Origin of the sequence: Streptomyces xantholiticus, from assembly GCF_014651015.1 — a bacterium.
Taxonomy (GTDB): domain Bacteria; phylum Actinomycetota; class Actinomycetes; order Streptomycetales; family Streptomycetaceae; genus Streptomyces; species Streptomyces xantholiticus.
Window position 1 is genome coordinate 111933 of the sequence record NZ_BMWB01000014.1, and the last position, 15122, is coordinate 127054.

Sequence of the window (15122 nt, forward strand, 5' to 3'; positions counted from 1 at the left end):
GGCGGCGGACCGACCGGCGGCCGCCGCGCATCCGCCCTCGATCACGGACATGTCGCGGGTGGGCGCAGCCACGGCCGAACGGCTGGGCCGGCGGCCGGGTTCCTGCCGGTCGTGCCTCCGCCGGCGAGAGCAACCGGGCGGCCGACACCGGCATCGTGCGCGGACTCCTTCGCGGTGCCGTCTGCGGCGGGCAATGGCTGCGATCGCCGGGGGCCGGCCCGGGGACGGGTCCCCGCTCCGCCGGGGACTCAGCGCAGCTCGTTGATGCGGATCAGGTTGCCCGCGGGATCACGGAAGGCGCAGTCGCGAATGCCGTACGGCTGCTCGGCCGGCTCCTGGACGAGATCGGCGCCGCCGGCCTTCAGCCGCGCGAAGGTGCCGTCGAGGTCGGAGGTGGCCAGGGTGAGGCGGGCGTAGGTGCCCTTGGCCATCATCGCGACGATGGTGCGGCGCTCCTCTTCGGTGACGCCGGGTTCCGCGGCCGGCGGCTCCAGGACGATGGACGTGCCGGGCTGGTCGGCGGGGCCCACGGTGATCCAGCGCATGCCCCCGTATCCGACGTCGTTGCGGACCTCGAAGCCGAGGGTGTCTCGGTAGAAGGCCAGGGAGGCGTCGGGTCGTCGTGCGGGAGGAAGGTCCAGTGAATGCTGATGTCCATGGCCCTCACGCTAGTTGCGGCGCCGTGGCCCGCGCTTCTCCATTCCTGATCGGTCCGGTCACCGGTTCCGCGCGGCACGACGGCTGGGGTGCTGTGGGAAACTGATCGGGTGAAACGGCAGGACCTCGACGACCTCGTGCGCCTGCGGCGCGCCCGGGATCGGATGGACCGCGACTACGCCGAACCGCTCGACGTCCCGGCGCTGGCGCGTGAGGCCCTGATGTCGCCGGGCCATTTCTCCCGCAGTTTCCGCGCCGCTTTCGGCGAGACGCCGTACAGCTACCTGATGACCCGCCGCATCGAGCGGGCCAAAGCGCTGCTGCGGCGAGGCGACCTCACGGTGACCGAGGTCTGCTTCTCGGTCGGCTGTACGTCGTTGGGGTCGTTCAGCTCGCGCTTCACGCAGCTGGTCGGTGAGAGCCCGAGCACCTACCGGGCCCGGCGCCATGACGACGGGGCCGCCATCCCGGCATGCATGGCCAAGATCCACACCCGTCCGGTCAGGAACGGAGAAGCAGGCCCGGGCGCCCGGCCGTAGCCTGAACGGCATGGACATCAGGCTTTCCCAATGCTTCATCGCCGTCGACGACCACGACAAGGCGATCGCCTTCTACCGCGATGTGCTCGGCCTCGAGGTGCGCAATGACGTCGGCTTCGAGGGCATGCGCTGGGTGACCGTCGGGTCGCCCTCGCAGCCGGACGTGAACATCGTCCTCGAACCGCCCGCCGCCGACCCGAACGCCTCACCGGCAGACAAACAGGCCATGGCGGAGCTGATGGCCAAGGGCATGTTGCGCGGCGTCATCTTCGCGACGGACGACTGCGACGCCACCTTCGAGCGCATCAGCGCCGCGGGCGGCGAGGTGCTGCAGGAGCCGATGGACCAGCCCTACGGTGTCCGCGACTGCGCGTTCCGCGACCCCGCCGGCAACCTGTTGCGCTTCAACCAGCCCCGCGCGAACTGAGCCTTCGCCGTACCTGACCTTGGCCCTCGTGCGAACGAGGAGGAGCCGGGGTCTTCGGTCGCGGTCAGGGCAGCTCCCACGCCCGCGGCAACGGCCGTTGCCGCGGGACTGCACCCGACGGGCTGCGGCTGCTCCGGCCCGGCGCGGCCTGCGAGCTCCACAGTGGCGCCGGCAGGCGGAAAACCCTGGTCGGGTCGCTGTGATCATTACCGGATGCTCTTCCGCGCTGCCACCGCAGACCGCGCCGACCTCGACCGTGCCGACCCTCGCCGAGATCACGCGTTTCCCGGCGGGCGAGGGCGCCGGCCGGATCCCGCCACGACGGACACCGTCAACGTCCCGACGGCCGCTGCCTTCGACCGCGCGGGCTACGAGGTGACGGAGATCCGTCTCGTCCTCGTGAGCCCCGCGCAGTGAGCCGGCGGACACACGGTGGTTGACGGGCTCCGAGCCGGTGCACTCCGCTGCGTGCGGGCCTGCGCCGGCCCGTGTGGCAAAGAGCGGCCCCGTCCGGAGCGTTGAGCACAGTTCATCCGTACTCCCCCGTGCCGAGGCCGGTCCACGGGATGCCGACCGCCCCCAACGGCTCTTTGGCCAAGGCCGGTTCAAGCAAGCGCAAAGATCGCATCGGTACGAACAGAGTGACGTGAGAGCGCTCTATGTTCGACCCGTGATACTGACATCCGACAAGAACACACAGGTCGGCGAGAGCCGCCGAACCCTCCTGCGCGCGGTTGTCGCCGGCGGCGCGACGGCGACCGGCGCTCTCGGCCTCGGCGCGGCCCCCGCCGCCGCTTCCCCCCGCACCGAGCGGGCCCGCGTGAGTCCCGCAACGCCCTCCGCGGCACTGCGCGAGCTGGCGGCCGGCAACCGCCGCTGGCGCAACAACCGCCAGACGCATCCGCATGAGACGGCTGCCGTCCGCGCGGCACTGACCAGCGGACAGCGCCCGTTTGCACTCGTCCTCGGATGCATCGACTCGCGGGTGCCACCGGAACTGGTCTTCGACCAGGGCCTGGGCGACCTGATGACGGTCCGGTCCGCGGGCGAGGTACTGGACGAGGCCGTGCTCGGCAGTGTCGCGTACGGTGTCCTGGAGCTGAACATCCCCCTGGTCATGGTGCTCGGGCACCAGTCCTGCGGAGCCGTGACGGCGGCCGTGCACGCCGAGGAGACGGGTGAGGAACTCCCCGCCCACATCCAGTACATAGCCGATCGGATACGCCCTGCGATCGACCACACTCAGGAGGGCGCGGCCCGGGTGGACGCCACCATCGACCGCAATGTCGCCATGATCACCCGTCGGCTCGCACGGGAAGCGGACTTCACCGGCAGGATCGCCACGGGGAAGCTCGCTGTCGTGGGTGCACGGTATGAACTGACCTCGCAGTTCGTGCATACCGTCGCCTGACGGCTCTGCGGACGAAAGGCCGGACTGCGCGCGCGGAGAGCAGCCGCTCGTAGTGGTCGGAGGCGGTCGAGGCGACCCCGCCGCGACGTCCTTGACGGAGAGTCAAGGTCTCCGTCAGGCGCCTGGAGGACATCACACGAAACACGGATGACCGGGGGCCGGCCCGTGGGGCCGGTCCGCGGCGCGTTCCTACCGCGCCCCGTACACCGGTTGCGGCGTCTTGGCTGCGGCCAGCAGTTTCAGCGCCGCCTCGCCTGCTTCCGCCGGGGTCCAGCGGGCGCCCTTGTCCGCGGCCGGTCCTGGCCGCCAGCCCTCCATGACGGTGATCCGTCCGCCTTCCGCCTCGAAGACCCGGCCGGTCACTCCCGCGCACGACGCGGAGGAGAGCCAGACGACGAGCGGGGAGACGTTCTCGGGGGCCATGGCGTCGAACTGTCCCTCTCCGGGCGCGGCCATCGTCTCCGCGAAGCTCTGCTCGGTCATCCGGGTGCGGGCCGCCGGGGCGACGGCGTTGACCTGCACCCCGTAGCGGCCCAGTTCGGCAGCGGCCACCAGTGTCAGACCCACGATGCCGGCTTTGGCCGCCGAGTAGTTCCCCTGGCCCACGCTTCCCAGCAGCCCGGCTCCGGAACCGGTGTTGACCACACGGGCCTGCGGCGTGCGGCCGGCCTTCGTCTCGGCCCGCCAGTGCTCGGCGGCGTGCTTCAACGGCAGGAAGTGGCCCTTGAGGTGGACGCGCATGACGGCGTCCCAGTCGTCCTCGTCCAGATTGACGAGCATGCGGTCGCGAAGGAATCCGGCGTTGTTGACCACGACGTCGAGGCGGCCGAAGGCGTCGAGCGCGGTGGCCACGAGTGAGGCGGCGCCATCGGTCGTGGCGATGTCACTGCCGTGGGCGACGGCTTCGCCCCCGAGGGCCCGGATCTCGTCGACGACCCGCTCTGCGGGCTCGGTGGCTCCTCCGGTGCCGTCGATCCCGGTGCCGAGGTCGTTGACGACGACCCTGGCGCCTTCGACGGCCAGGGCCAGGGCGTGCGCGCGGCCGAGGCCGCGGCCCGCGCCCGTGACGACGGCGACGCGTCCTGTGCACATTCCGGTCATGATGTGTGTCCTGTCCTTGTGATGCGGGTCGGCCGCCGGTCCGGCTCGTCGCCGTCCGGCGGGCTGTATTCCCGGGTGGCGGGCGGGCGTTCCCGTCCGGCGGGCGCGTGCCTCCCGTGCGGCGGTGGTCAGTTGTTGACGGTGGCGGCGTCGAGGAAGGCCGGGCGCTCCCCTCCGCCGTGGACGAGCAGGCTCGCTCCGGTCACGTACGCGGCGCGGTCCGAGGCGAGAAAGACGCAGGCATCACCGATCTCGGAGGGTTCGGCGAGCCGGCCGAGCGGCACCGTACGGCCGACGGCGGCGATGCCCGCCTCGTCCCCGTAGTGCAGATGGGAGAGTTCGGTGCGCACCATGCCGAGGATGAGGGAGTTGACCCGTACCGTCGGCGCCCATTCCACGGCCATGGACCTGGCGAGGTTGTCCAGGCCCGCCTTTGCCGCGCCGTACGCCGCGGTGCCGGGTGAGGGACGGGTGCCGCTCACACTGCCGATCATGATGACGGATCCGCCCGTCGACTGGCCGCGCATGATCTCGTACGCGGCGAGTGTGGCCGTCAGCGGCGCGGTGAGATTGAGCTCGACGACGCGGGCGTGCCGTTCGGCGCCGCCTTCACCGAGCAGGCGGAACGGGGTTCCTCCGGCATTGTTGACCAGGGTGTCGAGCCGGCCGTAGTCGCTGTGCAGCCGCTGGAAGCACATGCCGACGGCCTCCGGTTCCCGCAGATCGACGGGGACGAACCGGGCAGTGCGTCCTCCCGCCTCGATGCTCGCGTCCGGCGCCCTTCGCGCGCAGGTCACGACCTGGGCGCCGGCTTCGAGCAGGGCACGGGCGATTCCCGCGCCCACGCCCCGGGTCCCGCCCGTCACCACGGCGACGGAGCCGGACAGATCGGTGATCGTCGGCAATGGACACCTCCCGTAGGGTGCGGACCGCTGCTACCTTTCCCCTAACAAACGTTTGGTGGAAAGGTAGCTGATCCGCTCATGGGTGTCTCCACCTCCGTCCCGGAAGCGGGCGTCGCCGTCGTCACCGTGGACTTCCCACCCGTCAACGCCCTCCCCGTGCGGGGCTGGTACGACGTGGCCGGAGCCGTACGCGGTGCGGGAGCCGACCCGGCGGTGCGCTGCGTGGTCCTCACCGCCGCAGGCCGGGGCTTCAACGCGGGCGTCGACATCAAGGAGATCCGGCGCACCGCGGGACACGAGGCACTCGTCGGCGCCAACCGCGGCTGCTACGAGGCGTTCGCCGCGGTCTACGAGTGCGAGGTGCCGGTCGTCGCGGCCGTACACGGCTTCTGCCTGGGCGGTGGCATCGGGCTCGTCGGCAACGCGGACGCCGTCGTCGCCTCCGACGACGCCACCTTCGGGCTGCCGGAACTGGACCGCGGCGCGCTGGGCGCCGCCACACATCTCGCCCGGCTCGTTCCCCAGCATCTGATGCGTGCCCTGTACTACACCTCGCGTACCACGACCGCCGCCGAACTGCACGCCCACGGGTCGGTGTGGCGCGTGGTTCCCCGCGCGGAACTCCAGGGCGCGGCCCTGGAGCTGGCGCGCGAGATCGCCGCCAAGGACGGGACTCTGATCCGCCTCGCCAAGGCGGCGATCAACGGCATCGACCCGGTCGACGTCCGCCGGAGCTACCGCTTCGAGCAGGGATTCACCTTCGAGGCCAACCTCAGCGGCGTCGCCGACCGCGTACGCGGCACCTTCGTCCCCGGCACCGACTCCGCCGATGCCGTCACCACCGACAAGGAGCAGCAGGCGTGAGCAGGAACAAGACGATGACCGCCGAGGAGGTGGTCGCCAGGCTCGACAGCGGCATGACCGTCGGCATCGGCGGCTGGGGCTCGCGCCGCAAGCCGATGGCACTCGTGCGCGCCCTGCTGCGCTCGGACGTCACCGACCTGACCGTCGTCTCGTACGGGGGGCCTGACGTCGGGCTGCTCGCCGCTGCGGGGAAGATCCGCAAGCTGGTCGCGGCGTTCGCCACCCTCGACTCCATCCCCCTGGAGCCACACTTCGGCGCTGCCCGGCAGCGCGCGGCCTTCGAACTCGTGGAGCTCGACGAGGCCATGGTCATGTGGGGGCTGACCGCCGCCGGCCAGCGGCTGCCGTTCATGCCGGTGCGGGCCGGCCTCGCGTCGGACGTGATGACCGTCAACCCGTCGCTGCGTACCGTCACTTCCCCGTACGAGGACGCCGAGGAGCTCGTCGCCGTGCCCGCGCTCCGACTGGACGCCGCGCTCGTCCACCTCAACCGCGCCGACCCGCACGGAAACGGTCAGTACCTCGGCCCCGACCCGTACTTCGACGACCTGTTCTGCGAAGCCGCCGACGAGGCGTACCTGTCCTGCGAGCGGATCGTGGACACCGCGGACCTCCTCGAGGACCACGGGCCGCAGTCCCTGCTCGTCAAGCGCGCGTTCGTGAACGGCGTCGTCGAGAGCCCGAACGGCGCCCACTTCACCTCCTGCGCCCCGGACCACGAGCGCGACGAGCCGTTCCAACGGGCGTACGCCCTGGCCGCCCGCGACCCGGCCTCCTGGCGGGCGTTCACCGACAGGTTCCTGTCCGGGGACGAAGACGCCTATCGGGCCGCGGTGGCGGCCTTCCACGACGAGGAGGCGTCAGCATGAGCGGTACGGGCACCACGACAGCCACCCGGGCCGATCACTGCGTGGTGGCCTGCGCCGAATCGTGGCGCAACGCGGGCGAGGTTCTGGCCAGTCCGATGGGCACCATCCCCACGATCGCCTCCCGGCTGGCGAAGCTCACCTTCTCCCCCGACCTGCTGCTCACCGACGGCGGGGCCCTGCTCACCGGCGACGTCCCGGCGGTCGGCGCCGCAGCCAAGGTGGTGGAGGGCTGGCTGCCGTACCGGCAGCACCTGGCCCTGGTGGCGACCGGACGACGGCATGTGATGATGGGAGCGAGCCAGATCGACCGGTACGGAAACCAGAACATCTCCTGCATCGGCGACTGGTCCCGGCCCAGGCGGCAGTTGCTGGGTGTACGTGGTGCTCCGGTCAACACCCTCAACAATCCGACGAGTTACTGGGTCCCCCGGCACTCGGCCCGGGTGTTCGTCGAACGCGTCGACATGGTCTGCGGAGTCGGCCACGACCGGGCGGCCGCGGCAGGGCCCTCCGCATCCCGCCACCACCGGCTCGTGGACGTCGTCACCGATCTGGGAGTGTTCGACTTCGAGACACCCGGCCGGACGATGCGGCTTCGCTCGCTGCACCCCGGTGTCACGGTCGAGCAGGTGGTCGATGCCACCGGCTTCACCCTCACGATCCCCACGGACCTCCCGTACACGCGCCGTCCCACGGCCGAGGAACTGCGGCTCCTCCGCGAGGTGATCGACCCCGAGGGGCTGCGCATCCGCGAGGTCCCCGCATGAGCGACGTCACGATCACCACATCGCTCACCCGGCTCGTCGGAGTGCGGCATCCCCTTGTGCAGACCGGTATGGGGTGGGTGGCCGGACCGCGTCTCGTGTCGGCCACCGCCGAGGCGGGCGCCCTCGGCATCCTCGCCTCGGCCACCATGTCCGTCGAACAACTGCGTGCCTCCGTGCGCGAGGTGAAGTCCCGTACGGACGCGCCGTTCGGAGTCAATCTGCGGGCGGACGCCGCTGACGCGGCCGAACGCGTGCGGATCATCGTCGACGAGGGTGTGAAGGTCGCCTCGTTCGCACTCGCGCCCTCCCGGGACCTGATCGCACACCTCAAGGACGCCGGGGTGGTCGTCATTCCGTCCATCGGCGCCAGGCGGCACGCCGAGAAGGTCGCCTCGTGGGGGGCCGACGCCGTCGTGGTCCAGGGCGGTGAGGGCGGCGGCCACACCGGTGAGGTCGCCACCAGCGTCCTGCTCCCGCAGGTCGTGGACGCCGTCGACATCCCCGTGATCGCGGCGGGCGGCTTCCGGGACGGACGCGGTCTGGTCGCGGCACTGGCCTACGGCGCCGCGGGGACAGCGATGGGGACCCGCTTCCTGCTCACCTCCGACAGCACGGTCCCCGACGCCGTGAAGGCACGCTATCTGGCGGCGACCGTCAACGACGTCACCGTCACCACCAAGATGGACGGGCTGCCGCACCGGATGCTGCGCACCGAGCTGGTCAGCGAGCTGGAGCGCTCGGGCCGGGTCGCCTCCCTGCTGCGCGCGGTCCGCCATGCTGCGGCCTTCCGCCGCGAGGCCGGCACGAGCTGGGCGGACATGGTCCGCGACGGTCTGGCGATGCGACACGGCAAGGAGCTGACCTGGGGCCAGATCCTGCTGGCGGCCAACACCCCGATGCTGCTCAAGGCCTCGATGGTCGAGGGACGCACCGATCTCGGCGTGATGGCAGCAGGCCAGGTCGTGGGTCTCATCGACGACCTGCCGTCCTGCGCCGAGCTGGTCGACCGTGTCATGGCGGAAGCGCTCGCCGTGCTGAGCGGGCTGCCTCCCTTCCAGTGACACCGGTCCGGTCCGACGGAGAACCCGGAGTGCCGATTCCGCTCCAGGAGGTCCGCGGGGCCACCTGGAGGCCGGACGCGCGTGCGGATGGCGCGGTGGCCGGCAAGCACGCCTGCGGGGGCGGCCGCCATGACGACCATCCCCCTTGATCACCTCGCAGGCGCTTCACAGGCGCTTCACAGGCGCTCGATGACGGTGACGTTGGCCTGGCCGCCGCCCTCGCACATCGTCTGCAGGCCGTAACGCCCGCCGGTGCGCTCGAGTTCATGGAGAAGTGTCGTCATCAGCTTGGTGCCGGTGGCGCCCAGCGGGTGGCCCAGCGCGATGGCGCCACCGTTGACGTTGACTCTCGAAGGGTCGGCGCCGGTCTCCTTGAGCCATGCCAGCACCACGGACGCGAAGGCCTCGTTGATCTCGACCAGGTCGATGTCGCCGATGGACATCCCGGTCTTCTTCAGTGCGTACGCGGTTGCCGGAATCGGGGCGGACAGCATCCGGATCGGGTCCTCGCCGCGCACGGAGAGGTGGTGGATACGGGCCCGTGGGGTCAGGCCGTGCTCCCGTACGGCCCGCTCGCTCGCCAGGAGCACGGCGGAGGCCCCGTCGGAGACCTGCGAGGAGACCGCGGCGGTCAGGCGGCCGCCTTCGACGAGCGGCCGGAGGCTGGCCATCTTCTCCAACGACGTGTCCCGGCGCGGCCCCTCGTCGGCCGTCACCTCTCCGTAGGCGATCAGTTCACGGGCGAAACGGCCTTCGTCGATGGCGCGAAGCGCACGCTGGTGCGAGCGCAGGGCGAACTCCTCCATCGCCTCGCGGGTGATGCCCCACTTCTCGGCGATCAGTTCGGCGCCGTGGAACTGGTCGACGGGCTGATCGCCGTAGCGGGCGCGCCACCCCTGCGAGCCGGCGTACGGGCCCTGGGTCAGCCCGAGCGGTTCGGCGGCCCCGCGGCCGGCGAAGGCGATGGGCACCTGGGACATGTTCTGCACGCCGCCGGCGACGACGACGTCGCAGGTGCCGGACATGACGGCCTGGGCGCCGAAGTGGACGGCCTGCTGGGAGGATCCGCACTGCCGGTCCACCGTGACGCCGGGCACCTCTTCGGGCAGACCCGCGGCGAGCCAGCAGGTGCGGGCGATGTCGCCGGCCTGCGGCCCGACGGTGTCCAGGCAGCCGAAGACCACGTCCTCGACGGCTGCCGGGTCGATGCCCGCGCGCTCCACGAGTTCCCTCAGTACGCGCGCGCCGAGATCGGCCGGGTGGACGTCGGACAGCCCACCGCCCCTCTTCCCGACCGGGGTGCGTACGGCTTCGACTATGTAGGCCTCGGGCATGACTGCTGCTCCTTGATGTCAGGGTATTCGTGTCGGCTCCGCGGGGCGATGCCGTCCAGGACCATGGGGCGGACACCGGCGGGCGATCCCTTCGGGGCCGGAGCCGGCGACACCGGCTCACGCCGGCCTCAGGCGCGCTGGCTGCTGACGGACAGGACCTCTCCCGTCATGTACGACGAGTAGCCGCTGGCCAGGAAGACGATCACATTGGCGACCTCCCACGGTTCGGCATGGCGGCCGAACGCCTCGCGTGAGGTCAGCTCGGCCAGCAGTTCTGGGGTGGTGACCTTCGCCAGGTGCGGATGCATCGCCAGGCTCGGGGAGACGGCGTTGACGCGTACGCCGAAGGCGGCGGCTTCCAGGGCGGCGCACCGGGTGAGAGCCATGACCCCGGCCTTGGCTGCGGCGTAATGCGCCTGCCCCCGCTGGGCCCGCCAGCCGATCACGGAGGCGTTGTTCACTATGACGCCTCCGCTGCCGGCGGTTCTCATCCGGCGGAGCGCGGCGCGGGTGCAGCGGAAGGTGCCGTTCAGTGTGACGTCGAGAACGGTGTCCCACTGCGCGTCGGTCATCTCGACGAGGTCGGCGGTGCCGCCGAGGCCGGCGTTGTTGACCACGATGTCCAGGCGCCCGTGGCGCTGCAACGCGAGGTCGAACAGCGCTGCGACCTGGGCCTCGTCGGTGACGTCGCACGGCAGGGCGGCGACACGTCCGGCGCCGAACTCGGCGGCGAGTTCATGCTCGGACTCCTTGAGCCTGCGGGCATGGGCGTCGGAGAGAACGATGTCCGCGCCCTCCTCCAGAAGGCGTCTGGCGGCCGCGCCGCCGATGCCCGCGCCCGCGGCGGCGGTGACGACGGCGGTGCGGCCGGCGAGCAGCCGGTGACCGGATACGTAGGACGGCGGCACCTGGCTCATGGGCGAGGCTCCTTCGGGAGGCCGAGCACGCGCTCGGCGATGATGTTGCGCTGGATCTCGTTGGAGCCCGCGTAAATGGTGTCGGCGCGGGAGAAGAGGTAGAGCCGCTGCCAGTCGTCGAGGTCGTACGGCTCCCCCGCGGCCAGCATCCCGCCGGCGCCGCAGACATCCATGGCGAGCTCGCCGAGCTCGCGGTGCCAGGTGGCCCAGAAGATCTTGCCGATGGACGCCTCCGGGCCCGGCACCCCGGCCGCGACCGCGTCGAGCATCCGCAGGGCGTTGAACCGGATGGTCTCCAGACCGGTCCAGGCCCGGGCGAGGCGGTCGCGGATCAGCGGGTCGTCGGCCGCGCCGTTGCGCTTGGCCAGGCCGATGAGGGTTTCCAGCTCGCGGCGGAAGCCGACCTGCAGACCGAGGGTGGAGACACCGCGTTCGAAGCCGAGGGTGGCCATGGCCACCTTCCATCCCTCTCCGGGCGCGCCGACGATGTGGGAGGCGTGGGTGCGGGCGGCGTCGAAGAACACCTCGTTGAACTCCGAGGTGCCGGTCAGCTGGGTGATCGGCCGGACCTCGACCCCGGGCTGGTCCATGGGGACCAGGAGGTAGGACAGCCCCTGGTGACGAGTGCTGCCGGGCTCGGTCCGGGCGACGACGAAGCACCAGTCCGACTCATGGGCGAGGGAGGTCCAGATCTTCTGGCCCGTGACCACCCACTCGTCGCCGTGGCGCTCCGCCCGCGTCCGTACCGCTCCCAGGTCCGAGCCGGCGTCCGGCTCGCTGTACCCCTGGCACCACAGCTCCCGGGCCGTGACGATCGGTGGAAGGAAGCGCTGCCGCAGCTCGGGCGTGCCGAAGGCGATGAGGGTCGGGCCGAGTAACTGCTCCCCGATGTGGCCGACCCTGGCGGGCGCGTTGGCGAGGGCGTACTCCTCGTGGAAGACGACCTGTTCCTCGAGCGTCGCGCCCCGCCCTCCGTGCTCCTTGGGCCAGCCTATGCAGGCCCATCCCGCGGCGGCCATGTGCCGTTCCCAGTCGCGGCGCCCGGCGAACGCCTCGTGCTCGCGGCCGGGTCCGCCGCGTCCGCGCAGGCCGGCGAACTCCCCGGTCAGGTTGGCGGACAGCCAGTCCCTCAGCTCGGCTCTGAACTCCTCCACCCCGCTCATGCGGCTCCCTGTGGATCTCGACGCCCAACAGCCCGTACGTTAATCTACCAAACACTTGTTAGGGAAGGAGGGCTGGATGTCCACTGCCCCCGCAGAGCCCGTCCGCTATGAACTCCGGGGCTCCGTCGCCGTGGTGACCCTGAACCGGCCCGAGTACCGGAACGCCCAGAACTCCGCGATGACATACGCCCTGGACCGGGCCTTCTACCGCGCGGGAGCCGACGACAGGGTCAGGGTCGTGGTCCTCGCCGGAGCGGGCGAACACTTCTGCGCCGGTCACGACATCGGCACCCCTGAACGGGACGCCCACCTGCCGTTCGACCGCAGGGCCGGACTGTGGTGGGACCACTCGGACAAGCACGGCGCGGAGAGCCGCTTCGCCCGGGAGTCCGAGGTCTACCTGGGCATGTGCCGCCGATGGCGTGAGCTGCCCAAGCCGGTCGTCGCCTCTGTCCAGGGCGCCTGCATCGCGGGCGGGTTGATGCTCGCCTGGGTGTGCGACCTGATCGTCGCCTCCGACGACGCCTTCTTCGCCGACCCGGTCGTCCGGATGGGCATCCCCGGAGTGGAGTACTTCGCCCATCCCTGGGTCATGCCTCCTCGGATCGCCAAGGAGTTCCTCTACACCGGCGAGCGAATGAGCGCCCGGCGCGCGTACGAGGTCGGCATGGTCAACCGTGTCGTCGCCCGTGCCGAACTCGAGGAATGCACAGCCGAGTTGGCTGACCGGATCGCCGACATGCCGCGCATGGGACTGGCGCTGACGAAGCGTGCGGTCAACCAGGCCGAGGACCTGCAGGGCATGCACACCGGCATGGACTCGGTCTTCGGTCTGCACCACCTCGCGCACGCGCACAACGCCGAAACGGCCTCCGACCCGCTGGCCGGGGTGGACGTGCGAGCCATGAAGAAGGCCAGCTCCTGATGGACCTCCACTTCACGGCCGCCGAGGAAGCCTTCCGGGCCGAGGCCCGCGCCTGGCTCACGGCCCATGTGCCCCGCATCCCGCTGCCCTCGCTGGAGACCGCCGAGGGATTCGCCGCTCACCGGGAGTGGGAGCGGATGCTGTCCGCCGACCGCTGGTCGGTGGTCTCCTGGCCCGAGGAGTACGGCGGCCGCGGCGCCTCGCTCCTCGAGTGGCTGATCTTCGAGGAGGAGTACTACTCGGCAAACGCACCGGGCCGGGTCGGTCAGAACGGCATCAGCCTGCTCGCCCCCTCCCTGTTCGAGCACGGCACCGATGAACAGCGGGCGCGCATCCTGCCGCCGACGGCGAGGGGCGATGTCATCTGGGCCCAGGCCTGGTCCGAACCGGAATCCGGCTCGGACCTCGCCTCTCTGCGCTCGACCGCCACCCGGACCGACGGCGGCTGGCTGCTCAGCGGCCAGAAGACCTGGGCCTCCCGGGCAGCCTTCGCCGACCGCGCCTTCGGGCTCTTCCGCAGCCACCCCGGTGCCGACAGGCCGCACCACGGGCTGACGTATCTGATGTTCTCCCTGCGCGCGCCGGGCGTGAGCGTACGGCCCATCCGCCGGATCGACGGCAAGCCCGCATTCGCCGAACTCTTCCTGGACAGCGTGTTCGTGCCCGACGAGGACGTCCTGGGCGAACCGGGCCAGGGCTGGCGCATCGCCATGAGCACCGCCGGCAACGAGCGCGGACTCACGCTGCGCAGCCCCGGCCGCTTCAGCGCTGCGGCCGACCGTCTCACGGCGCTGTGGCGCGAGCAGGCCGATCCGGCCGACACAGCAGTGCGTGATCGGGTCGCCGACGCGATGATCGGCGCCCGCGCCTACCGGCTGTTCACGTACGCGGCAGCATCGCGCATCGCCGCCGGCGGCACGCTCGGCCCGGAGTCCAGCATGAACAAGATCTTCTGGTCGGAACTCGACATCGCACTGCACGAGACCGCGCTGGACATCCTCGGCCCCTACGGAGAACTTGCGCACGAGGCCGTGGAAGCACCGGAGTACGGCAGTTGGGCCGAGGGCTACACGTTCTCTCTGGCCGGGCCGATCTACGCCGGTACGAACGAGATCCAGCGCGACATCATCGCCGAGCGGCTGCTCGGCCTGCCGAAGGGGCGCAGGTGATGATGTTCTTCCTCGACGACCAGCAGCGGGAGTTCGCCCGCTCCCTGAACAGCCTGCTCGCCGCCTCCGGACCACCAGGCGTGATCCGCGCGTGGGCATCCGGCGACCACGCCACCGGACGCACGCTGTGGGCGAGGCTCGCCGACGCCGGGGTCTTCGCCCTCGCCGTGCCGCAGGAGCACGGCGGTCTCGGCCCGCTGCCCGTGGAACTGACCGTCGCTTTCACCGAATTGGGCCGGCACGCCGTCCCCGGCCCCGTGGTGGAGACCGTGGCCGCCGCGGCTCTCCTCGACCGGCTCGGAGACGGGGCGGCCGCAGCCACGTGGCTGCCCGGCATCGCCGAGGGCAGAACCATCGCCTCACTCTGTCTGCTCTCGGCCGACAGCCCCTACGCCCTGGACGCCGACGCCGCCGACGCGGTCCTCGTCGTCGACGGTGACACCGTTCGGCTGGCGGTGCGGGCCGGGCCCGTCCAGAGTTCCATGGATCCGGCCCGCCGCATGTCCCGCCCCTCGGGCGGACAGGTGCTGGCCCGCGGCCCGGCAGTGACCACCGCTGCCGCGCACGCCGCCGATGTCGCCGCACTCGCCACGGCCGCCCAGTCGCTCGGCCTGGGCCGCACCCTTTTGGCCCACACCGTCACGTACGCGAAGCAGCGCAGCCAGTTCGGGGTGGCCATCGGCTCGTTCCAGGCATTGAAGCACCGGCTGGCCGACGCACTCATCGGCCTCGAGTTCGCCGAGCCCTTGGTCCACGCCGCAGCCCTGGCCCTGGCGCAGGATGATCCGGCGTCCGGGCGGGATGTCGCGGCAGCAAAATTGGCGGCATGCGAGGCGGCGTGGAACGCCGCACGCACCGGCCTGCAGATCCACGGCGCTCTCGGCTACACCGAGGAGCTGGACCTCTCCCTGTGGATCCGCAAGGCGCGCGCACTTCGGTCCGCGTGGGGCAGCCCCACCACCTGCCGCGCGCGTGTCCTCACGTGACGCCGCACGAAACGCGACACGGACGGG

Annotated in this window: 16 protein-coding genes and 1 pseudogene; 11 read left to right on the forward strand and 6 right to left on the reverse strand. The window is 71.3% G+C overall.

Features of this window, described 5'->3' with window-relative positions; translation table 11 throughout:
* Window positions 1-248: 248 nt before the first annotated feature.
* Window positions 249-658, reverse strand: a pseudogene (locus tag IE198_RS20835) (VOC family protein).
* A gap of 109 nt (window positions 659-767) precedes the next feature.
* Between IE198_RS20835 and IE198_RS20840 the strand changes: the two are divergent.
* The 4 genes from IE198_RS20840 to IE198_RS20855 all read left to right on the forward strand — a co-directional run bounded on the left by IE198_RS20840 (window position 768) and on the right by IE198_RS20855 (window position 3034).
* Complete coding sequence (locus tag IE198_RS20840; protein ID WP_189888790.1) at window positions 768-1196, forward strand: helix-turn-helix transcriptional regulator; 429 nt, start codon at window positions 768-770, stop codon at window positions 1194-1196.
* Between the two features lie 10 nt (window positions 1197-1206).
* Complete coding sequence (locus IE198_RS20845) at window positions 1207-1623, forward strand: VOC family protein (protein ID WP_189888792.1); 417 nt, start codon at window positions 1207-1209, stop codon at window positions 1621-1623.
* 213 nt (window positions 1624-1836) lie between these two features.
* Window positions 1837-2040 (forward strand): hypothetical protein, encoded by a 204-nt coding sequence (locus tag IE198_RS20850; protein ID WP_373299911.1) that lies wholly within the window; start codon window positions 1837-1839, stop codon window positions 2038-2040.
* A gap of 253 nt (window positions 2041-2293) precedes the next feature.
* Window positions 2294-3034 carry a carbonic anhydrase gene (locus tag IE198_RS20855; protein ID WP_373299912.1) on the forward strand — a complete coding sequence of 247 codons (741 nt, stop codon included), beginning with the start codon at window positions 2294-2296 and terminating at the stop codon, window positions 3032-3034.
* A 189-nt stretch (window positions 3035-3223) separates the two neighbouring features.
* Here IE198_RS20855 and IE198_RS20860 read toward each other — a convergent pair whose 3' ends face one another.
* Together IE198_RS20860 and IE198_RS20865 are read right to left on the reverse strand one after the other, a co-directional pair.
* The gene (locus IE198_RS20860; protein ID WP_189888794.1) at window positions 3224-4135 is read right to left on the reverse strand and encodes an SDR family oxidoreductase; all 912 of its coding nucleotides are present in this window, start codon (window positions 4133-4135) and stop codon (window positions 3224-3226) included.
* Window positions 4136-4263: 128 nt separating this feature from the next.
* Window positions 4264-5040, reverse strand: a complete 777-nt coding sequence (locus IE198_RS20865; protein ID WP_189888796.1) for an SDR family oxidoreductase — start codon at window positions 5038-5040, stop codon at window positions 4264-4266.
* A gap of 78 nt (window positions 5041-5118) precedes the next feature.
* Here IE198_RS20865 and IE198_RS20870 point away from each other — a divergent pair, with 78 nt between their 5' ends.
* From IE198_RS20870 to IE198_RS20885, 4 genes are read left to right on the forward strand one after another with little or no spacing between them, the layout of a single operon-like run.
* Complete coding sequence (locus IE198_RS20870; RefSeq protein ID WP_189888798.1) at window positions 5119-5904, forward strand: enoyl-CoA hydratase family protein; 786 nt, start codon at window positions 5119-5121, stop codon at window positions 5902-5904.
* 14 nt (window positions 5905-5918) lie between these two features.
* Window positions 5919-6773, forward strand: coding sequence for a CoA transferase subunit A (locus IE198_RS20875; RefSeq protein WP_189888946.1), 855 nt, complete (start codon window positions 5919-5921; stop codon window positions 6771-6773).
* On the forward strand, window positions 6770-7540 hold the full coding sequence (locus tag IE198_RS20880; RefSeq protein ID WP_189888800.1) for a CoA-transferase subunit beta: 771 nt from the start codon (window positions 6770-6772) through the stop codon (window positions 7538-7540). Before IE198_RS20875 ends, IE198_RS20880 begins: the two co-directional genes overlap by 4 nt.
* Window positions 7537-8601: an NAD(P)H-dependent flavin oxidoreductase gene (locus IE198_RS20885; RefSeq protein ID WP_189888802.1), complete on the forward strand. Its 1065-nt coding sequence runs from the start codon at window positions 7537-7539 to the stop codon at window positions 8599-8601. Before IE198_RS20880 ends, IE198_RS20885 begins: the two co-directional genes overlap by 4 nt.
* Before the next feature lie 176 nt (window positions 8602-8777).
* Here the strand turns inward: IE198_RS20885 and IE198_RS20890 are convergent, their stop codons facing one another.
* The 3 genes from IE198_RS20890 to IE198_RS20900 form a co-directional block, all read right to left on the reverse strand.
* On the reverse strand, window positions 8778-9935 hold the full coding sequence (locus IE198_RS20890; protein WP_189888804.1) for an acetyl-CoA C-acetyltransferase: 1158 nt from the start codon (window positions 9933-9935) through the stop codon (window positions 8778-8780).
* Window positions 9936-10063: 128 nt separating this feature from the next.
* Window positions 10064-10852: an SDR family oxidoreductase gene (locus IE198_RS20895; protein WP_189888806.1), complete on the reverse strand. Its 789-nt coding sequence runs from the start codon at window positions 10850-10852 to the stop codon at window positions 10064-10066.
* A complete protein-coding gene (locus tag IE198_RS20900; protein ID WP_189888808.1) occupies window positions 10849-12015 on the reverse strand; it encodes an acyl-CoA dehydrogenase family protein in 1167 nt (388 codons plus the stop codon). Before IE198_RS20900 ends, IE198_RS20895 begins: the two co-directional genes overlap by 4 nt.
* A gap of 76 nt (window positions 12016-12091) precedes the next feature.
* Between IE198_RS20900 and IE198_RS20905 the strand changes: the two genes are divergently transcribed.
* From IE198_RS20905 to IE198_RS20915, 3 genes are read left to right on the forward strand one after another with little or no spacing between them, the layout of a single operon-like run.
* Entirely contained in the window at window positions 12092-12940 is an 849-nt protein-coding gene (locus IE198_RS20905) for an enoyl-CoA hydratase (protein WP_189888810.1), read from the forward strand.
* Complete coding sequence (locus IE198_RS20910) at window positions 12940-14109, forward strand: acyl-CoA dehydrogenase family protein (RefSeq protein WP_189888812.1); 1170 nt, start codon at window positions 12940-12942, stop codon at window positions 14107-14109. Before IE198_RS20905 ends, IE198_RS20910 begins: the two co-directional genes overlap by 1 nt.
* Window positions 14109-15095, forward strand: a complete 987-nt coding sequence (locus IE198_RS20915) for an acyl-CoA dehydrogenase family protein (RefSeq protein WP_189888948.1) — start codon at window positions 14109-14111, stop codon at window positions 15093-15095. Before IE198_RS20910 ends, IE198_RS20915 begins: the two co-directional genes overlap by 1 nt.
* The last annotated feature ends 27 nt before the right edge of the window (window positions 15096-15122 follow it).